General features: G+C 35.8%; 17 protein-coding genes. 16 read left to right on the forward strand and 1 reads right to left on the reverse strand.

Annotation, left to right across the window (positions count from 1 at the left end; all coding sequences use genetic code 11):
* From kdsB to AOR04_RS02450, 9 genes are all read left to right on the forward strand, one after another.
* Positions 1-744, forward strand: coding sequence for a 3-deoxy-manno-octulosonate cytidylyltransferase (kdsB, locus tag AOR04_RS02410; RefSeq protein ID WP_096792420.1), 744 nt, complete (start codon positions 1-3; stop codon positions 742-744).
* 9 nt (positions 745-753) lie between these two features.
* On the forward strand, positions 754-2,184 hold the full coding sequence (locus AOR04_RS02415; RefSeq protein WP_096792421.1) for an oligosaccharide flippase family protein: 1,431 nt from the start codon (positions 754-756) through the stop codon (positions 2,182-2,184).
* Positions 2,181-3,410 (forward strand): hypothetical protein, encoded by a 1,230-nt coding sequence (locus AOR04_RS02420; RefSeq protein ID WP_096792422.1) that lies wholly within the window; start codon positions 2,181-2,183, stop codon positions 3,408-3,410. Before AOR04_RS02415 ends, AOR04_RS02420 begins: the two co-directional genes overlap by 4 nt.
* A complete protein-coding gene (locus AOR04_RS02425; RefSeq protein WP_096792423.1) occupies positions 3,394-4,044 on the forward strand; it encodes an acyltransferase in 651 nt (216 codons plus the stop codon). Before AOR04_RS02420 ends, AOR04_RS02425 begins: the two co-directional genes overlap by 17 nt.
* Positions 4,045-4,087: 43 nt before the next feature.
* Positions 4,088-4,903 carry an NAD-dependent epimerase/dehydratase family protein gene (locus tag AOR04_RS02430; RefSeq protein ID WP_165728158.1) on the forward strand — a complete coding sequence of 272 codons (816 nt, stop codon included), beginning with the start codon at positions 4,088-4,090 and terminating at the stop codon, positions 4,901-4,903.
* 19 nt (positions 4,904-4,922) lie between these two features.
* A complete protein-coding gene (locus AOR04_RS02435; protein WP_096792424.1) occupies positions 4,923-5,882 on the forward strand; it encodes a hypothetical protein in 960 nt (319 codons plus the stop codon).
* A 459-nt stretch (positions 5,883-6,341) separates the two neighbouring features.
* Entirely contained in the window at positions 6,342-7,184 is an 843-nt protein-coding gene (locus AOR04_RS02440; RefSeq protein ID WP_157770531.1) for a hypothetical protein, read from the forward strand.
* Positions 7,185-7,296: 112 nt separating this feature from the next.
* On the forward strand, positions 7,297-8,166 hold the full coding sequence (locus AOR04_RS02445; RefSeq protein ID WP_096792426.1) for a glycosyltransferase family 2 protein: 870 nt from the start codon (positions 7,297-7,299) through the stop codon (positions 8,164-8,166).
* Positions 8,163-8,975, forward strand: a complete 813-nt coding sequence (locus AOR04_RS02450; RefSeq protein WP_096792427.1) for a glycosyltransferase — start codon at positions 8,163-8,165, stop codon at positions 8,973-8,975. The genes AOR04_RS02445 and AOR04_RS02450 overlap by 4 nt, the downstream gene beginning before the upstream one ends.
* A 349-nt stretch (positions 8,976-9,324) precedes the next feature.
* Here the strand turns inward: AOR04_RS02450 and AOR04_RS02455 are convergent, their stop codons facing one another.
* Positions 9,325-10,707 carry an MBL fold metallo-hydrolase RNA specificity domain-containing protein gene (locus tag AOR04_RS02455; protein WP_096792428.1) on the reverse strand — a complete coding sequence of 461 codons (1,383 nt, stop codon included), beginning with the start codon at positions 10,705-10,707 and terminating at the stop codon, positions 9,325-9,327.
* A 786-nt stretch (positions 10,708-11,493) separates the two neighbouring features.
* On the opposite strand from AOR04_RS02455, the gene rfaH reads away from it, so the two are divergent.
* From rfaH to neuC, 7 genes are all read left to right on the forward strand, one after another.
* Positions 11,494-11,976, forward strand: coding sequence for a transcription/translation regulatory transformer protein RfaH (gene rfaH / locus AOR04_RS02460; protein ID WP_096794068.1), 483 nt, complete (start codon positions 11,494-11,496; stop codon positions 11,974-11,976).
* A 678-nt stretch (positions 11,977-12,654) separates the two neighbouring features.
* Positions 12,655-13,767, forward strand: coding sequence for a polysaccharide export protein (locus AOR04_RS02470; RefSeq protein WP_096792430.1), 1,113 nt, complete (start codon positions 12,655-12,657; stop codon positions 13,765-13,767).
* A 12-nt stretch (positions 13,768-13,779) separates the two neighbouring features.
* Entirely contained in the window at positions 13,780-14,214 is a 435-nt protein-coding gene (locus tag AOR04_RS02475) for a low molecular weight protein-tyrosine-phosphatase (protein ID WP_096792431.1), read from the forward strand.
* A 15-nt stretch (positions 14,215-14,229) separates the two neighbouring features.
* The gene (locus AOR04_RS02480) at positions 14,230-16,482 is read left to right on the forward strand and encodes a polysaccharide biosynthesis tyrosine autokinase (RefSeq protein ID WP_096792432.1); all 2,253 of its coding nucleotides are present in this window, start codon (positions 14,230-14,232) and stop codon (positions 16,480-16,482) included.
* 126 nt (positions 16,483-16,608) lie between these two features.
* A complete protein-coding gene (locus AOR04_RS02485; RefSeq protein WP_096792433.1) occupies positions 16,609-17,799 on the forward strand; it encodes a UDP-N-acetylglucosamine 4,6-dehydratase in 1,191 nt (396 codons plus the stop codon).
* A gap of 15 nt (positions 17,800-17,814) precedes the next feature.
* On the forward strand, positions 17,815-18,969 hold the full coding sequence (locus AOR04_RS02490; protein WP_096792434.1) for a LegC family aminotransferase: 1,155 nt from the start codon (positions 17,815-17,817) through the stop codon (positions 18,967-18,969).
* Positions 18,969-20,123 (forward strand): UDP-N-acetylglucosamine 2-epimerase, encoded by a 1,155-nt coding sequence (gene neuC, locus AOR04_RS02495; protein ID WP_096792435.1) that lies wholly within the window; start codon positions 18,969-18,971, stop codon positions 20,121-20,123. Before AOR04_RS02490 ends, neuC begins: the two co-directional genes overlap by 1 nt.

Genomic DNA, 20,123 nt, shown 5'->3' on the forward strand with positions numbered 1-20,123 from the left:
ATGTCACTTAGTTACGCAATCGTTATTCCAGCTCGCTACGAGTCTAGCCGCTTCCCGGGTAAACCATTAACTATTATTGATGGCAAACCGATGATACAACATGTATGGGAGCGCTGTTGTCGTGCTGTTGACAAAGAATTAGTGTACATAGCTACTGATAATATTAAAATTGCCAATGCAGTAACAGAGTTTGGAGGCAAGTTTATCATGACTTCCTCACAGTGTTTAACGGGCACAGATCGACTTGCAGAGGCTAATGAAGTACTAAATTGTGATTTCATAATTAATGTACAAGGAGACGAGCCTTTAATCGATCCTAAAGACATAGTAACAGTAATAAATGAATACACCAGGCTGCCAAATAGAGTCATTAATGCTATGTCATTAATTGAGGATGAAGATGAATTTAGATCACCTAACATCCCTAAAGTAGTTGTGAGTAGCTCAAATAGATTAATGTATATGAGTCGTTCGCCAGTACCTATAACAAAGACGGGCGGGTTTGCTTTTGGCTATAAACAGGTGTGTATTTATGCTTTTTCTAAAGAGCACTTAAGGTTTTTTATGGCTCATGCTGAAAAGTCTAAAGTAGAGGAAGTAGAGGATATTGAAATACTAAGGTTTATAGAGAGTGATATAAGCGTACAAATGGTTGAAGTAGCCAGTTCAAGTATTGCTGTAGATATCCCTGAGGATGTAAATAAGGTCATTTCCAAAATTAAAGCCAATAAAAACCTAGGCTAATTTGCAGAGATGAAAAATACAAAATATCTTATGCTACAAGATGCTTTAAAAAAAGTATTAACTATTGTCTTGTTTATTTTCTTAGTGAGAAACTTTTCTGAAGAGGAGTTCGGTACTTACCAACAAGTATTATTGGTTGTTAGTTTAGCTTCTATTTTATTTAGTGCAGGTGTACCAGTATCATTAACTTACTTTTATGGGCAATACGCTAAGTACTCGCAACGACAGCAAATATTTAAACGTTTTTTTATTTTCCAACTCCTTTTGCTCTGCTTGGGCGCTATTTTATTAGCTTTATTTGCAAAACCTTTAGCTGAACTTATTAATAATCCTTTGATTGAAAAATTCATCGTCATTATATTAGTACTTTTTGTGACTACAGCGACATTTGAATATTTTAAAAATTTGAGTGTAATAACAGGAGGTTTAAAAGGGTATTTATATTTAACAACATCAATACAGCTAATTACCGTACTTATAAATATATTTATTGTTATATTCTTAGATAATTTAGCTTATGTACTATTTTTTTCGGCTTTTAGTAATCTACTTTTATTTTTATTTTTACTATATGTAAATAAAAATAGTTTTTTATTGAGGGTTAACAGAGGGTTCGTTTCTTCTGTTGAGATTAAATATATAATAGCGATGGGATCCGTCTCTCTAGTTGCTGTTTTAAATGGTTATATTGACCAACTAATGGTGTCTTTTTTGATGGACGCGAGTAGCTTTGCTACTTTAAAAGTAGGAGCTTTTCAAATCCCATTTATTAGTATTATTACAGGCTCATTATTGACTGCGATGATACCTGTTATTTCTAAATTAATACGCTCAAATGACACTAACGGCGTTATTGCTGTGTGGAAGGAGTCGATAGAAAAAGCGACAGTGTTGCTGGTGCCCATCGTTATATTTTGTTTAATTTACAGTAATGAAATAATTTTAACTTTATTTGGCGAAAAGTACGAAAACTCAGTTATTGTTTTTCAGGTCTATATGTTTCAATGGTTGAGGGCTGTTGTTATTTTTGGTGGTGTAATGGGAGCTATAGGGTTAGAAAAAGCACTGTTTAAAAATACGCTAGTAACAACTACATTAAATGTGGTATTGAATTATTTTTTAATTTCAAAATATGGCGTTATTGGGGCCGCTTTCGCGACAACATTTCTAAACTTTTTTGGTGCTTACTTACTTATAAAACCAATAAATAAAAGGCTTAAGGTTAAATTTTCCTCTTATTTCCCAACCAAAATATATATAACTTCAACTTTATTGTCTGTTGGATTGGCATTCTTATTGAAATCTTATAATTTACTTTTTGAAGTTAATATATTTTCTCTAGGTATTATCGCGATTGTTTTTTATATATTAATGATTATTATCCAAATGAAAGTTTTTTATAAAAAAGTGTCATTACTTCAGTTAAAGGAAATGATTTGAAGAAGCTATTTGATAAGTATAAAACAGTGAAAAAACAATTGGCCTATGACCATAAAGGTTATCCAATTGAGAATATAGTATCTCTTGAATTGATTTCTTTGATTTATAAAAGAGAAAATTTCAATATTCGTCGAAGTTTGGTTTATTTTTTTGCGGTTCGTAAAATTAAAATACCGACGCAGAAAAAAGCACTTTTTTCTATAGGTGATTATAATCGCAAAGATTATTATGAGCTTTTAAAGCATGTTATGACAAGCTACCAAAATGAAAGTGATCTTGTTGATTTATCGAATTCTAAACGAAGTCTCACATTCTCGCTGTCCAATATATTTTCAGCATTTAAGATTGTCTTTTTTAGAAAGCTTGAGTTAAATTTTTTATCGAAAATAACCTTGGCAGCTTCAATAGCACATAACCTTAATAATATTGATTTTTTAGAAAAGCAAACACCGACTAACATTAAGCTTTTTTGTGCATTTTGCAGTAACCTTAATGAAGAAGCTGTACTAAATTACTTTTTCAAAAAAAACAATATACCTACCTATTCTTTACAGCATGGGTTGTGGTTTATTTACGATATCCCGCCGATAGACGCTATTGCTTATGAGAATGTTGTTGCTGATAAGTTACTTTGTTGGGGAGAGTATACCCGTGATGAATTCATAAAATATGGTATGGACGAGCGCAGGCTTGTAGTTGCAGGTTACCCTAAAAAAACAACTCCATTGATTTTACCTAAAAAAAGCCATAAAAAATTAAGAGTGCTCGTGTTGTTGGCTAGGAGTCAATTTGATGAAAATAATCTCAACTTAATCTCCTTGCTTTCTCAGTCGACTTTGAATATAGAGTTTGAATTTAAGCTTCATCCAGCGTTGATAGTAGAGAAGTATTCAGATCAGCTTAAGTCTGAAAGCTTTAATTTTGCGCCTACAGGTACAGTACAAGAGTTATTAAATTTAAACCGCTATGACTGTTCTATTTCTTATAATTCTACAGCTTACTATGATAGTTACATAAATAACTGTATCTGTTTAAGGTATCAAGATGCTGACGCAGATAACGCTATTAGCGTGCTTGATGATAGCTTTACTTCGGTCTCTGAATTTGAAAGTAAAATTAACTTAGTGCTTACAGCACAAAGTGACGAAAAGGTTTGGACTGAAATTGAGAAAAACCTTAAATATATATTAGGCTATAGGATCAACAATTATGAAAGTTTTTCTTAAATTTAAAAAGTTGTTATTGTTGCCTGTGTCTCTTAAAAAGCGTTATGTAGCGCATTTGTGGCTATTGGCCAAAGGTGCGTTAATTTATCGCTTTATATTTAGTCATTATGGAAAAGGAAGTATTGTATACAAACCTTTGTTTATAAGCTATGAGGCAGTAAAACTTGGTGAAAACGTATCAATTGGAGAGCATGCCCGAATAGAAGCAATAGATAGCTGGCTCGAAAGAAAATACACGCCCTCTATTTTAATTGAAAGCGGTGTACGCATTGAGCAGCGCTGTCATATTACCGCTGCAGGCCAGCTAGTTATTGGCAAAAACTCGTTAATATCATTCGATGTTATGATTCAAGATACCGATCACGAGTATCAAAATATTGAACTCCCGGTTAGTCAGCAGCCTCTGATCGTGAACAAAACTATAATTGGTGAGAGTTGTTTTATTGGCAGTGGTGCGAAAATAAGTGCCGGGACTACACTTGGAAAACATTGTGTTGTGGGTGCTAATGCGGTGGTTCGTGGTGATTTTCCTGACTATTGCGTTATTGTTGGAATACCTGCAAAGATTGTAAAAAGATATAATTTAGCTACGCAAGCGTGGCAAAAAACAAACTCTTTAGGGGACTTTGTTTAGGTCCTCGGTTGAAACAAAATACTTAAAGGTAAATGGTGGTGTGGTGTTAAATTATACAGTTATTGGTGGGCGTGGCTTTATTGGTAATGAAGTCTCAAAAAAGTTACTTGAAAATAACCATTCTATATATATTCCAGAAAGAAACGATATTGATTTGTTTTCTAAGCCATTAGGCACTGTAATTTTTTGTGCAGGGGCTGGTGATTGTAAAAATGCACCCTTGCAGGTTTTTAAGTCAAATTCATTATTGTTAGCTGAAATATTAGAGAAAGCGTCATTCGATAAACTGATTTATATTTCATCTACTCGCCTTTATATGGGGCAGGACAATACCCAAGAAAATGCAAATTTAGTCGTTTCTCATGGAGATGAAAGGCGTTTATTTAATTTATCTAAGTTAATTTCTGAAGAGCTCTGTTTGTTAAGCTCTAAAAAGGTTGTTATCATTCGACCCTCAAATGTTTATGGCTTGGCATTAAATAGCCCCCTTTTCTTACCTGCAATTACTCGTAACGCAATAAATAATAAACATGTTGATATGTACGTTACACCAGAATATGCAAAAGATTATATTTCTATCACTGATCTTGTTGATGCTATTTATCAACTTGCTGAAAAAGATAATCTAAGTGAAACAGTTTATAATATTGCGTCGGGTATAAATACAAAAGCTAAAGATATAGCTAACGTTCTGGAAAGTGAAACTGGTTGCAATATCAATTGGATAAATGGCTGTGTAGATGAGTATTTTCCAGTTAATGATATCTCTCGACTAAAAAAAGAAATAACATTTAATCCTCGAAATGTATTAGATGATATGAAAATTATGATTGATGATTTTAAAGATAAATTAATTTAGGTATTTCGAAGGTATTAAAATGGATTTTCAAGGTCGCAAAATATTATTTATAGGTATTGGCTTTTATGATTATGACAAATTAATTGTTGAAAAATTAAAGAACAAAGGAGCGGTAGTTAATTATATCTGCCAATCTCATCGTAATAGAGTAATGAACCAATTTGCTAAGTTTAAATCTGCGAGCCATATAGAAAAAAAACACTCAGAAAAGCATCTATTTCTCCAGCTAGATAATCAAACAAACTATGATTATATCTTCGTAATTAAAGGGGATAGGCTTTGCTCCCAACATATTGATATGTTGAAGAAAAACAACCCAGGTGCTACTTTTATCTTATATCATTGGGATAGTATCAGAAGGGTTGAAGGGGGGGCAAAAATTGCGAGCTTATTTGATAGAGTATGTAGCTTTGATCGTTTGGACTGCAATAAATATTCATTTGATTTTATACCCCTTTTCTATAGAAATAGAATTGAACGGAAAGCTACTTATAAATATGACATTTCTTTTGTGGGCTGGTTGCACTTTAACCGTTTAGACTTGCTAAAAGATATTGCATTAAAAATGGATGTTGTAAACAAGAGCTATAAGTTTTACTTGTTTACGAATCCAATAAACTGGTTTAGGTTAAATATTCTAAAAAGAATAACATTTATCCATAGGAAAACATTAGCTTATAGTGAATATTCGGAAATTGTGAGTAATTCTAATGCGATTTTAGATTTCCATCATCCAAAGCAAGATGGACTTACAATGCGAACAATTGAAGCATTAGGTGCAAATAGAAAAATTATTACGACGAATTCAGATATCAGGCATTACGATTTTTATGAATTTAAAAATGTATTTATTTTAGATGATGATGTAGAAATACAGAGCCTTATTAACTTTATTAATGAGGATTTTTCGCCTGTTCCTGAGTCTATTTTATATCAATACTCGATGGATGCATGGCTTGATAAAATATTTTCCTTTTAGCACGTCGCTGTTGGATCTAATGTTGTACGGTGGGCTCTGTCGCTGAGAGCCACGCCATACAAAAGGTGGGTTTTAAAAAATTCATCTTTTTCTATTAAAATAATTTATAAGTAGCTACCAGTGATAAATTCTTTCCTTTTTGTAATCATCACCTTTGTCGTCACTAGAAATCTACCTTTTTCTACCCTTGCACCTATCGCTAACTTTTGCGTCTTGTGCCTTGTCATAATTGGCTTTCTTCATTGGTTCAAAAAAAGAGACAAATATATCGGTTTAGCTTTTTTACTGATTACATTTCTCGCTTCATATAGCTTATTTTTTTTAGAAAATGATCCGTTACTTATTATGCGGTTTTATATAATTTTACTGTCTTTACTATGTGTACATTTCATTCCATTTAATAGCTTAAAATCATTAAATATCGTAATTGGACTGCATATTCTTCAAGGTATTGTTATTATGGCTATATCTTTGTACCTTTATTCGACTTGGGAAGTATCAAGTTATTTACCAATTAGGCATTGGTTTTTAAATAACGGTTTTGGTGATGTGTATACATATGGAAACGGCTTCTTCCGAGTTCAAATTAAAGGGAATGCTCTTATTCCTTTTTTTGCCATGGTATCTAATTTTTTATATTTGAAAACACAACAAAAAAAGTATCGATTTAGTGAAGCCTTCCTTTTGCTTGCAACACTCTTTGCTGGCAACTTTATGTACCTAATTGGTTGCGGCTTTTATTACATTTGTGCTTTCTTGATGCAAACTAACTATTTAAGTAAGGTTAGGGGGTTGAAGAATATAACGTTATTGTTTGCATCTATTTTAATCATACCGATAGCGGTTACCTCTGCTGTGAATGTGATTGAAAAAAAGTCCACTGGACAAGTCTCATCTATTGGTACTCGTATAGATCAGGCTGAAGTATTGCTTTCTGATATGAGCGATGATGTATTTACTGTACTAGCTGGTAAGGGGCTGGGCAATACGCTCGATGTTACGACAAGTGCGAGAGATTATACTGGTAATATTTATTTTGAACTACAAGGCGTCTATTTTTTAAATCAATTAGGCTTTATCTTTTTAGCATTATATATATTAGCTTTGTTTTATCTCTATAGTAAATTTATATATTTTAACCATTTAGGTTTAATTTATTTATCCTATGTTGGTTATGCTATATCAAACCCGTACATTTTGGATACTAATCATATAATTGTAATTATAACACTCTGTTTATTAAGTAGGTTAATCAGAGCCAATATGTTAGTGACTGGAAAATTCAGTAGGAATGTATATTAAGTAGTTTTAGTGTTTATAAATAGAAAAAATTAAAGTGCGAAATTAACTGGTTTTTTCTTAGATGTTTACTAAGGCAAGTGTTTATTTATATAAATGTGATTGAGTTATAATTATGAATGAAAAAGTTTTTTCTGTATTAGTCTTATATAATGCAACCCAAACAGAAGCTGAAGTAGCTGTCAATAGATTAGTTGAGTTGGGTACACAAGTGGTTGTCTGCAATAATTCAAAATATGATGTTGAAATAAATATAAGCGATTGTGTAAAAGTATTTAATTTTAGGGAAAATTTAGGAATTGCAAAAGCTCAGTCATTAGGAATGGATTGGGCTTTTAATAATGGTGCTGACTTTGTATTGCAGATGGATCAAGACAGTGAGCCTGACAGAAATCTACCTAGTAAATTACTAGAGTGCTATCATGAATTAACACAAAATAATTATTCTGTAGGTTTAGTCGGTTGTCAGGATTATGATAAAGATACGTTAGAAGTCAATGAAGCCAAGGTTTCTAAAGGGCAAAGTGTTTATTGTTCAGAGTATATCTCCGTGTCTAGTGTTTTAAGCTCAGGTAGCCTAATTCCAAAAGAAGTATATTTGCAGGTTGGAGGAATGGATGACGATTTATTTATCGATGCAGTTGATTTTGAATACTGCTGGAGAATCAAAGCTGCCGGCTATTTAGTTATAAAAAATAACAAAGCAAAACTTGCTCATAAATTAGGCGATGGCAATAAGAAGATACTGCTTTTTATTAATGTAGGTGTTTGTAGTCCTATTCGACATTATTACCAATTTAGAAATACTCTACTTTTAATGAAACGTGGTTACGTGCCTATTTATTGGAAAATATCTAGTTTAGCAAAGCTACTTTTTAAACTATTTATTTATCCATTCACATTACCAGACGGGTATGTACGTTTTAAATACATGTTAAAGGGGATTAAAGATAGCTTGATGGGGCGAGTAGGTATAGTTACATGAATTTTTCTGTACTAATGTCAGTATATTGCAAAGAAAATGCATTATTCTTGGATGAAGCGCTAAGGAGTATTTACAATCAAACTGTAAAGCCGACCGAGGTTGTACTCGTTCAAGATGGACCTCTCTACAGAGAACTATATGCTGTTATTAAGAGCTGGAAATCTAAATTAAACATAGTCGATGTTTTAATGAAAGAGAATGTTGGTTTGGGGGCGGCTCTAAATGAAGGTTTGAAATATTGTCGTTACGATTTTGTAGCCAGAATGGATACTGACGATATTGCCCTTGAAGAACGCTTTGAGCAGCAGCTTTCTATTTTGACATCTTTAAACGTTGATGTTTGTGGCTCGTGGATTAGCGAATTTGACGATGATCCAAGTATCATCTTATCAATAAGAGAGGTTCCCGAAAAACATTGCGATATAGTTAAATTCTCTAAGTCAAAAAATCCAATCAATCATCCATCAGTTATGTTCAAAAAAAGGGTGGTAGAGCAAAGTGGTGGCTATCAGAATGTGTTGTATTTTGAAGATTACTTCTTATGGTTGAATTTAATTAAAGCGGGATTTGTTTTTTACAATATACCTGCAGCGTTAGTACATATGAGAGCTGGTTTTAATCAATTATCTAGACGAAGTGGTTATTTATACTTCAAGCGAGAGCTGTATTTTTATAAGTGTTGCTATAAAAATAAATTATTGCCTACAGGGCATATACTAAAAAGCTTAACATTAAGAATGCCTATAAGGCTTTTACCTAAGGTTATTATCGCAAAAATTTATACATTGATTAGAAATAGAAAAACCTAGGAGTAATCCCTTTTTTAAGTAAGTTTTGTAGCATAATGAGTTTTTCGTGGCTTCTATGTTATTTTGATCCTTGTGTTACAGGAAAAATAAGTAATTAAAAATAGAATAAACTTCAGCTTATAACTCACGCTCGTTAAACTCATCAGCAGCTTAGGTAGAATAATTGAATTGCCCTTAATAAAAGAATCTAAGGGCATTAAATGCTTTTTATTTATCCGTTTATTACATCATTGTTAGAAACCACTTACCCTCGAAGTTGAACATTCTGCTGTTACCTAACTTCGGAAAATAAATATATTCTAGTTTGTATTCGGTAGACTCAGTTGTGATAGATACGGCATTAACTTTTTTATTTATAAGTATTATTTCCGATTTCTATAAATATTTGTTCGTCTAAAACTGCTTTATACCTTGCTGCCAAAGCAGCTTTTGCATCATCATCGCCATGTACAATTTTTATATGGCTTGGCTTTTTATGCATACCCGTTACAAACTTAATTAATCCGTTTTGATCCGCATGGGCGCTGTACCCGCTAATTGTATGTATTTTTGCGTTTATAGTAATGCGAGCATCATTTATAAAAACATACCCATTACGCGGGCCATATTTTTGGATTTCGCGGCCTAACGTTTTATTTCCTTGGTAACCTACAAACAATACATCAGTGGTTTTGTCATTTAAAAATCGCTCAAGATAATTAACTATTCGGCCACCAGTGCACATACCGCTTGCTGCTAATATTATGGCTGGTTTTTGCCGCGAACTTAAATAGTTGATAATAGCTATGTGCTCTTTGTGTGAATCAACCGTAGTTAGGTTTTTAAAATCGAGCGGGTGCCTACCGTTTGCAACTTTGCGTTTGGCCTCGCTATCCCATAGGTGTTTAAACTTTTTGTATTGCTCAGTAAAATTGGCTGCCATAGGGGAGTCGAGTATTACGTGAATGTCTCGCCACTTAGACTTTTTAGGTGAGCTATGTATGAGTTGCTCAAGCTCATATAGCAGCTCTTGTGTGCGGCCAATACTAAAAGCAGGTACTAAAACAACACCATTGTCGGCTACGGCGCGTTCGATAATGTTTTTTAACGTTTGAGTACGCTCTTTACGGCCTTGATGATTTTTATCACCGTAGGTTGATTCAATAACGAGGGTATCGGCTTTATAGGGCGGCTTAGGCGAAGGGAGTAACGGGGTGTATGGCGCACCTAAGTCTCCTGAAAACACAATACGGTGTTTGTTGTTATCACTATTTGTAACATCAATTTCTACATAAGCAGAACCTAATATATGGCCTGCACGCTGAAACCTCGCTTTAGCTTTATTAAGTCCTTTGCAAGGTAGTTCAAACCACGTTTTATAATCTACAGCAACTATACGTTTATTTAATAAGCTTAAGCAGGCAGCTATAATTTTAGGGTCGCGGGTTACACCCACTTTTAAAGCATCTTCTATTACCAAAGGTAATAAGCTGGCCGATGCAATACTTGTAAAAATAGGGCCTTTAAAACCGGCAGCTAATAAGTAAGGTATTCGACCAACATGGTCAATATGGCAATGGGTAACAATAAGGGCAGTAACATGAGTAATATTAAACTCAATTGAAAGGTCGGCTTTAGAGTCTTCGCCTTGAAATAACCCGCAATCAATAAGCACACTTGTTTGCTCGTTAACTACCAGCTCGTGGCACGAACCAGTAACGCCGTTAACCGCTCCGTGGTGAAGTATTTGCATTGTGCTTCCTTGTCATCAATTTGTTACATTGAATTTTAAGGTAGAAGTAAAGCCATAATTATTCAAGGTTCTAACGCTTGAGCTAAATTAATAACCTTATCTAGAAGCATGTACCCACCTGTAGGCGCGAATTTACTTCGCGCTCATGATTAACTTTTTAAAAAAGCGAGGTATAAAACCTCACCTAGAAATATGAACCAACCTGTAGGTGCGAATTTATTTCGCGCTCATGTTTTAACTTCTTAAAAAAGCGAGGTATAAAACCTCACCTACAACATGCGCCAACCTGTAGGTGCGAATTTACTTCGCGCTCATACTTTAACTCCCAAAAAGCGAGGTATAAAACCTCACCTACAAACATGTGCCAACCTGTAGGTGCGAATTTACTTCGCGCTCATGTTTTAACTCCTTAAAAAGCGAGGTATAAAACCTCAACTGCAAATATGAACCAACCTGTAGGTGCGAATTTACTTCGCGCTTTTATTACTTTTATCACTTTGCGTTCTTACTTAAATGTTAATTTTTTAATCATATAAATTCAGGTTTTTAATAAATTTATTACCTTTTCCTAAACTTTTGTTTAGTTTGCTCTAAACATTGCTTTATAAGCGCTAAACCAGCGTTAAAGCCTTTATTTCTCTTAAATTCAATAACATTGTTTACTAATGTGAGTGGCTATTAACCACTAAGCCTTATTTACATAGGCACTCTATGGTGGTTATAATGCCGCCGTTATTTAGTTTAGCGTTGTGTTTTTTGCAACTTAGTTATGTATTAAGGACTATTATGGAAAGTTGGTATTTAGTCGTATGCAAACCTAAGCAAGAAGAAAGAGCCAAAACTAACTTGCAAAATCAAGGGATTGAAGCGTTTTACCCCAAATTAACTACCGAAAGGTTGGTTAAAGGTCGGCGTACCGTCAAACAAACTGCTTTATTCCCAAATTATTTATTTATATGCCTTGAATCAAAAAACGGTAATTTTTCAGCTGTAAAAAATACGCGTGGCATAGGTGGCTTTGTATCTTATGGGGCTAGTTACCAGTTGGTTCCTGAGCTTATAATCAGTCAGCTAAAAAATGAACGCTTACACACGATAGAATCAAAAATACCAAAAATGGGCGATGTAATGTGTGTTAACAACGATTCATTTAGCAATATACAGGCAATTTATAAAGAGCCTGATGGCGACATGCGCAGCATTTTACTAATTAACTTACTCAACCAAAAAATTGAAGTAAGTATAGATAATAAAGACATTGCGAACTAAAAGGCTATAAAGGTAAAAGCATTAGCTCCTTTAGCACCAAGTATTAGTTAATAACCCCATAAAATTTAAGCATGCACCAGTACATAGGGACTGTAACCTAAGGGCGGAAGCGTATTCAAAGCACTAAACAATAAAGAGTTTAAGAGAGCGCTACGCTCTTGAGATAAAGAGTTAGACGTGTAGGTTTTAAAAACTGCGTATTTGGCGTGAGCAAGCAGCAAAATTTGGCGCTGTAGCTCATTCACTTGTAGACGCACAGCTTGCTGACGTGACGAGCAAAGCTCGTAATCTTTGTGTTTTTTCATCCACAAAGAGTTGGTAAGTTAGACGTGTAGGTTTTAAAAACAGCGTATTTGGCGTGAGCAAGCAGCAAAATTTGGCGCTGTAGCTCATTCACTTGTAGACGCACAGCTTGCTGGCGTGACGAGCAAAGCTCGTAACCTCTGTATTTTCACATCTACTTATTTATGCAAGATATTTTAATTAAATTTATTCATAAATACCTTATGAAAATACTGATATAATTTCAGTGCTAATTAAAAACTTAGTAACAAAGCTTTTACAAAGCAAAGGCTATTGCTTCACAATAGTGCACATGCTTTAATTAGCCAGTTAAAAATACAAGTGCTCACCAAGGTCGGTGAGTAAGTGCAATATTAAAAAAATTGGGATTCTACAATGGCGTTAAGCTGTAAATCACTCGCATCAATACTCGTAATACTAAGCATGACCGGCTGTACAATAGTACCTGGCAGCCACTTTGAAGGTATAGACTCAGGCGAGCAAACACAAAACCTTGAACAAGATCTCGAAAAAGTAAACATTCAAATAATTGACTCGCTACTAATAAATAAACAAAATCAAGCGCGTATAGCAGCTAAACCATTTTCGAGTACAGCGGGTTTAAATGTAAATAACTACGAATATAAACTAGGTGTTGGTGACGTACTAACCATTGGTGTATGGGATCATCCTGAGCTAACAATACCAGCAGCTGTACAACGAACAGCCGAATTTGACGGCTTTAGAGTACAAAAAGATGGCACAATAACCTACGCATACGCACCCAATATTCCTGCCGCAGGTAAAACGGTTGGTGAGGTTCGTAACGAGCTGGTAAAACGTTTAAGCCGCGTAATAGAAGATCCTCAAGTAGACGTAAAAGTAGTTGGTTTTAGAAGCCAAAAAGCGTATGTAACTGGTGAAATAAAACAGCCTGGTGTATACCCAGTAACCGAAATTCCACTTACCTTGATAGATGCTCTAAGCCAAGCCGGAGGCTTAACAGAAGAAGCAGATTGGCGAACAGTAACGTTTACCCGTGGCAATACAACAGAAGTTATTAAACTTGATGATTTTTATGCCCATGGCGACATTTCGCAAAACAGATTATTACAAAACGGCGATATAGTGCATGTTAGTCGTAACGACGCGCAAAAAGTGTTTGTATTAGGTGATGTAAAAAGAGCGGGTTCAGTAACCCTTAATCGTTATGGCTTAAACTTGGCCGAAGCGCTAAGCGACTCGGGCGGTTTGAACGAAAATACAGCCGATGCTAATGGTGTATTTGTACTGCGTAAAAGTAATGTTGAGCAAACAGGTATTATTGCTAATGTTTACCAGTTGCATGCAAAAAATATAGCCGCAATGGTATTGGCTGAGCAATTTGAACTACAACCGCACGATATAGTTTATGTAACATCAGCGCCACTTGCGCGTTGGAACCGTGTAATTAGTTTATTATTACCATCGGTAGCGACTGTTGATAATTTAAACGACATTAACAACTAAGGATTTATTAAGATGTTTGATTCTGTTTTAGTTGTGTGTGCCGGTAATATTTGCCGTAGCCCAACAGGTGAGTATGTATTAAAAGCAAAACTCGAAGGTAAAAGTATTAAAGTATCATCAGCGGGTTTAACAGCGCTTGAAGGTAAACCAGCAGATGCAAAAGCCAAACAAATAGCACTCGCACACGGCGTTAATATGGATGCTCACCAAGGGCAGCAGCTTACATCAAGCTTAGTAGCGCAAAACAGCGTAATACTAGTGATGGAAGAGCGCCATTTAAACGACGTACACGCACGTTACCCTGAAGCTCGCGGTAAAACCTTTTTACTAGGGAAATGGATTAATAACGCCGAAATACCCGACCCATACCGCCAAAGCCAAGAGGCTTTTGAGCACGTTTATACATTAATCGACAGCGCGTGTAGCGCTTGGCAAAAGTATTTATAAGGAATGGCTAATTTAATGAATGCTCAGCCGAATAACAGCGCTAATGGCGCGAATAATAAAAACACTAATAACACAGCACAGCCATCGCAAGAAATTGATTTAATGGCATTATTAGGTACATTGCTCGACCGAAAATACTTTATTGTGGGAATTACCGCACTATTTATGTTTATAGGTGTTGTATATGCCGTGTTAAGCACGCCAGTGTACCAAGCAACAGCCATGATACAAGTTGAAGATGGCGGTGGCTCAGTCCCGGGCTTTGACGACATGGCAGGCATGTTTGAAAGTACATCGGCTGCGGTAACAGAAATTGAGCTATTAAAGTCGCGCAGTATAATTGGCGAAGCGGTAGATACATTAAAACTTGATGTAACAGCAGAGCCTAAGTTATTCCCGTTCATAGGTAGCCGCGCTTACCGTAAATATACCCCAATGGAAGAGGGCGATTTAGCCCAGCCAAGTTTTGGCGCTAACAGCTACGCCTGGGGCGGAGAGAGCATAAACGTATTTAGGTTTGATGTACCACGTACCGCTATAGGGCAAGAATTTACGCTTATAGTGCAAAATAACAACGGTGTTGTGCTAATAAATGATAATGGCGAACAAATATTAAGTGGCAAAGTAGGTGAAGAACTCACTAATGGTAAATTTAACTTAACTATACGCAGTTTAAATGCACGCCCAGGTACCGAGTTTATAATTACCCGTAAAGATCGCCTGAATACTATTTTAGACCTTCAAGCAGAAATAGGTGCAAGTGAAAAAGGCAAAGACTCAGGCATTATTAACTTAAGCTTACAAAGTACTAAACCAAGCTATGCCGAAAAAGTGCTAGATAAAGTGGCAGCTATTTATGTACGCCGTAATGTTGAACGTAGCAGCGCAGAGGCGCAAAAGTCACTCGAATTTTTAGAAGTGCAATTACCAGAGATAAAAAAACAGCTTGAGTTTGCCGAGCAACGCTTTAACGATTACCAAATAAAACGCCAATCAATAAATATAACATTAGAGACCCAAGGCGTGCTTGAGCAAGTTGTAAAGCTTGAAACTAAACTACAAGAGCTTAACTTAAAACGCTTAGAACTAGGGCGCAAATTTAAAAAAGACCATCCCGCATATCAAAGTATTATTGAGCAAGTAGCGGCTGTAAATAAGCAAAAAGACGAGCTAATTGGTGAAGTAGGTAACCTACCCGAAACTCAACAAGAGCTACTGCGCTTAAAGCGTGATGTTGAAGTAAGTAACCAAATTTACACACTATTACTTAGTAAAACACAAGAGCTTGATATAGTACGTGCAGGCACTGTGGGTAATGTACGAGTAATTGACTACGCCGAGGTAAATACCAGCAAACCCGTAAAACCTAAAAAAGCATTAATTGTTGTAATGGCAACTATGCTAGGTGGCATGTTGGCTATAGCTATTGTACTTATACAAAAAGCCATACATAAAGGGGTAGAAGACCCTGCTGAAATAGAAGCCTTGGGTATACCTGTTTACGCAAGTGTACCGCACTCAGATTACCAAGATAAACTAAGCGGCTTTACCGCAAAGGTACGCAAAAACAAAGTAAATAAACCTAAGTCGATACTTGCACTCGATAACCCCGCCGATTTAGCTATTGAGGCACTACGCAGCCTGCGTACTAGCTTACACTTTGCGATGATGGAATCTAAAAATAACATTATTGCAATTTCGGGTCCAAGCCCAAGCGTAGGTAAATCGTTTGTATCAGTAAATTTAGCGGCTGTACTGGCTCAAAGTGGTAAAAAGGTATTGGTTATAGATGCCGATATGCGTAAAGGCTACTTACAAACTCAATTTGGCTTAAAGTGGGATAATGGCCTAAGTGACTACCTATCTGGCCGTTTAAACCTAGAGCAAGTTACTAAACCGACCAAGGTTGATGGCTTAAGTGTTATAACTCGAGGGCAAGTACCACCTAATCCTTCTGAGTTATTAATGCATAGTAACTTTAGTAAACTAGTTGCAGAAGTTAGTGCCGCTTACGACATAGTAATTATAGATACACCGCCGATATTGGCAGTAACCGATCCTGCTATTGTAAGTGCCCATACCGGTACAACCTTGCTTGTAGCGCGTTTTGGTCAAAACCATTTGCGTGAAATAGAACTAACGCGTAATCGCTTTGAACAAAATGGCATAGACGTGAAAGGCTTGGTGTTTAACGGCGTAGTTAAAAAAGCCAGTAATGCCTATGGGTATTATGGCTATTACAATTATGAGTATAAATCGGATAAGTAATTATCGTCGTGACTATAAATATTTGACGTTTAGTTAAAATATATCAAAGTAAGCGCAAGTTAATTTATATATAAACATCATGCAAATATTTAACTTAAATGCATTTGATAAATTAAAGGATTTAGAGTGAGCAATTTACTTTCACTAATAGGCCGAACAGAACAGTTGTTTTCTCAAGATATTGAGATTTTTAATACAAGATTAAAAGAAAAAGTGTCGAGTGCTAGTTTTCTAGTTCTAGGCGGTGCGGGTTCTATTGGCCAAGCTGTGACTAAAGAGATTTTTAAACGTAATCCTAAAAAGCTACATGTTGTCGATATTAGTGAAAACAATATGGTTGAATTAGTTCGCGATATTCGCAGCTCTTACGGCTATATTAATGGCGATTTCCAAACCTTTGCGCTTGATATTGGCTCAATTGAATATGACGCATTTATAAAAGCAGACGGCCAATACGACTATGTTCTTAATCTATCTGCGCTTAAACACGTTCGCAGTGAAAAAGACCCTTTTACATTAATGCGTATGATAGACGTAAATGTATTTAATACAGATAAAACGATCCAACAGTCTATTGATTGCGGGGTAAAAAAATATTTTTGTGTATCTACAGATAAAGCGGCTAACCCAGTTAATATGATGGGTGCATCTAAACGTATTATGGAAATGTTTTTAATGCGTAAAAGCGAAAAAATTGCTATTTCGACAGCTCGATTTGCAAACGTAGCTTTTTCTGACGGCTCCCTTTTGCATGGTTTTAATCAACGAATTCAAAAGCAACAACCAATAGTCGCTCCTAGCGATATTAAGCGTTATTTTGTAACTCCTCAAGAGTCAGGTGAGTTATGTTTAATGTCGTGTATTTTTGGTGAGAATCGAGATATTTTCTTTCCAAAATTAAGTGAAGCATTACATTTAATTACTTTTGCAGATATTGCTGTTAAATATCTTCAAGATCGTGGTTATGAACCTTTTTTATGCAAAACAGAAGATGAAGCTCGTGAGCTAGTAAAAACCCTACCAGCTCAAGGGAAGTGGCCATGTTTATTTACCGAAAGTGACACCACAGGTGAAAAAGACTTTGAAGAGTTTTTTACTGACAGTGAAACATTAGATATGGAGCGCTTTGAAAATTTAGGCATAATCAAAAATGATGCAATTTTTGACCAAGTATTACTGACCGAGTTTGCGCAAAAAATTGCTCAAATGAAGTCGGATAAGTCTTGGGCAAAAGACGAAATTGTCGCTCTTTTCTTTAAAATGATCCCAGATTTTGGGCATAAAGAAACAGGCAAATACCTTGATGGTAAAATGTAACTAGGCAGATATATCATGACTAAACAGCTTGTTTCATTTGTAAAAGATCTTTACCAAACTAATGAGTTTATTCCCTTACATGCACCTACGTTTTCAGGGAATGAACAGAAATATGTATCCGAAACTATAAGTAGTACGTTTGTTTCAAGTGTTGGTAAATTTGTAGATGACTTTGAAACACATATTGAAAATTACACCGGAACAGCAAAAGCAGTTGCCACTGTAAATGGCACTGCAGCATTACATGCAGCGCTTTATATGGCTGGGGTTAAAGCAAATGATATTGTCATTACCCAAGCGCTTACTTTTGTAGCTACTTGCAATGCTGTGCATCACATGGGTGCTCAACCAGCATTTGTTGATGTATCACCTGTTAGTTTGGGTTTATGTCCTAAAGCATTATCCGTATTTTTAGAGCAGCATGCAGTGTTAACCGAGTCAGGGTCTATACATAAAATAACAAAACAGCGCTTTCAAGCTGTGGTCCCAATGCATACATTTGGTCATCCTGTAGAGCTTGATGAATTGATAAAAGTCTGTGCAGATTGGAAAATTGCTGTAGTTGAAGACGCTGCAGAAAGCCTTGGTTCTTTTTATAAAGATAAGCATACAGGTACCTTGGGTAATTTTGGCGCTATTAGCTTTAATGGCAATAAAATTATTACCACAGGTGGCGGCGGCATGGTTTTATGTAAAACTTTAGCGTCGGGGCAGCATACAAAACACGTAACTACTACTGCCAAGGTTCCTCATCCGTATGAGTTTTTCCATGATGAAGCTGGTTTTAATTACCGGATGCCTAATTTAAATGCGGCACTTGGCTGTGCGCAAATGGAAAACCTTGTAGCATTTGTTGATAATAAACGGCATCTTGCAAGCCTATATTCAGACTTTTTTAAAGAGTCAGATTTTCAATTTGTAACAGAGCCGAGCTATGCAAAATCAAACTATTGGTTAAATGCGATAATTTGCCCAAACCACAACGAGCGAGAAAAGCTGCTAAAACAAACGAATGCTGAAGGTGTAATGACTCGGCCAATATGGCAACTAATGCATCGCTTACCTATGTTCGGAAATGCCATGAGGGGTGACTTAAGCCATTCAGAGTTTATTGAAAGTCACTTAGTGAATATACCAAGCTCTCCAGTCAAAAGTTTAGGCAAGTTATAATGACAAAGAAAATAGCTGTTTTTACAGGTACTCGTGCGGAGTATGGGCTCCTATATTGGCTTATAAAAGACATTCAAAGTGATTCAGAGCTAACATTACAGCTATTAGTTTCAGGTATGCATTTATCATCAGAATTTGGTGAAACCTACAAACAAATCGAGCAAGATGGTTTTACAATAGATGAGAAAATAGAAATATTATTATCATCAGATACTGCCGTAGGCACAGCTAAAAGTATGGGGCTTGGAGTACTAGGCTTTGCTGACGCATTAAGCAGATTAAAGCCTGATGCACTTGTTATTTTAGGAGACCGTTTTGAGGCACTTGCAGCGGCTCAAACAGCGATGATATTACGTATTCCTATTTTACACCTACACGGTGGAGAAATAACCGAAGGCGCTTATGACGACGCTATACGACATGCCATTACCAAGCTTAGCTATTTACACGGAACTTCCACTGAACAATATCGTCAGCGTGTAATACAGCTAGGTGAAATGCCTGAGCGGGTTAAAAATATTGGTGCAATTGGTCTTGACCATTTGGTACGTAGTAACTTTATGAGTGTTAACGAAGTTGGTAACTCGTTAAACTTCAATTTAAAGCAACCTTACTTTCTGGTTACTTACCATCCGGTTACATTGGGTGTTGAACCACCTGAGCAGAGTTTTGTTTCACTACTTAACGCATTAGGTGAATTTAAAGATTATCAAGTTATTTTAACGTATCCAAATGCCGATGATGGTGGTCGTCGTATAATTCCAATACTTGAAGACTATGCTAAACAATATCCAACTAGAGTTTGTGCAATACCTTCATTGGGACAAAAGCGCTACCTCAGTACTGTAAAAAATGCTGCGGCTGTTATAGGTAATTCATCGAGTGGAATAATTGAAGTACCTGCATTCAATGTGCCTACAGTAAATATAGGTGTAAGACAAAAAGGCCGTTTAGCGGCTAAAAGTGTACTTAACTGTATAGCAACGGAAGAGGCAATTTCAGCAACAATAGAGTCGGCTGTTACAGGTAGTTATAAAACCCCGGACGAAATAATAATAAATCCATACGGCGCCGGTAATGCAAGTGCTCAAGCTATTCAAATGCTCAAATCTTTAGAGTTTGACCCAAGCAAATCTTTTTACGATTTAAAGTGA

Source organism: Pseudoalteromonas sp. 1_2015MBL_MicDiv (assembly GCF_002407505.1).
Taxonomy (GTDB): Bacteria; Pseudomonadota; Gammaproteobacteria; order Enterobacterales; family Alteromonadaceae; genus Pseudoalteromonas; species Pseudoalteromonas fuliginea.

What these genes read in the sequence shown, in the direction of transcription:
- kdsB (WP_096792420.1), top strand. Translation starts at nt 1, where the DNA reads ATGTCACTTAGTTACGCAATCGTTATTCCAGCTCGCTACGAGTCTAGC.
- AOR04_RS02415 (WP_096792421.1), top strand. Translation starts at nt 754, where the DNA reads ATGAAAAATACAAAATATCTTATGCTACAAGATGCTTTAAAAAAAGTA.
- AOR04_RS02425 (WP_096792423.1), top strand. Translation starts at nt 3,394, where the DNA reads ATGAAAGTTTTTCTTAAATTTAAAAAGTTGTTATTGTTGCCTGTGTCT.
- AOR04_RS02435 (WP_096792424.1), top strand. Translation starts at nt 4,923, where the DNA reads ATGGATTTTCAAGGTCGCAAAATATTATTTATAGGTATTGGCTTTTAT.
- AOR04_RS02440 (WP_157770531.1), top strand. Translation starts at nt 6,342, where the DNA reads ATGGCTATATCTTTGTACCTTTATTCGACTTGGGAAGTATCAAGTTAT.
- AOR04_RS02445 (WP_096792426.1), top strand. Translation starts at nt 7,297, where the DNA reads ATGAATGAAAAAGTTTTTTCTGTATTAGTCTTATATAATGCAACCCAA.
- AOR04_RS02450 (WP_096792427.1), top strand. Translation starts at nt 8,163, where the DNA reads ATGAATTTTTCTGTACTAATGTCAGTATATTGCAAAGAAAATGCATTA.
- AOR04_RS02455 (WP_096792428.1), bottom strand. Translation starts at nt 10,707, where the DNA reads ATGCAAATACTTCACCACGGAGCGGTTAACGGCGTTACTGGTTCGTGC.
- rfaH (WP_096794068.1), top strand. Translation starts at nt 11,494, where the DNA reads ATGGAAAGTTGGTATTTAGTCGTATGCAAACCTAAGCAAGAAGAAAGA.
- AOR04_RS02470 (WP_096792430.1), top strand. Translation starts at nt 12,655, where the DNA reads ATGGCGTTAAGCTGTAAATCACTCGCATCAATACTCGTAATACTAAGC.
- AOR04_RS02475 (WP_096792431.1), top strand. Translation starts at nt 13,780, where the DNA reads ATGTTTGATTCTGTTTTAGTTGTGTGTGCCGGTAATATTTGCCGTAGC.
- AOR04_RS02480 (WP_096792432.1), top strand. Translation starts at nt 14,230, where the DNA reads ATGAATGCTCAGCCGAATAACAGCGCTAATGGCGCGAATAATAAAAAC.
- AOR04_RS02490 (WP_096792434.1), top strand. Translation starts at nt 17,815, where the DNA reads ATGACTAAACAGCTTGTTTCATTTGTAAAAGATCTTTACCAAACTAAT.
- neuC (WP_096792435.1), top strand. Translation starts at nt 18,969, where the DNA reads ATGACAAAGAAAATAGCTGTTTTTACAGGTACTCGTGCGGAGTATGGG.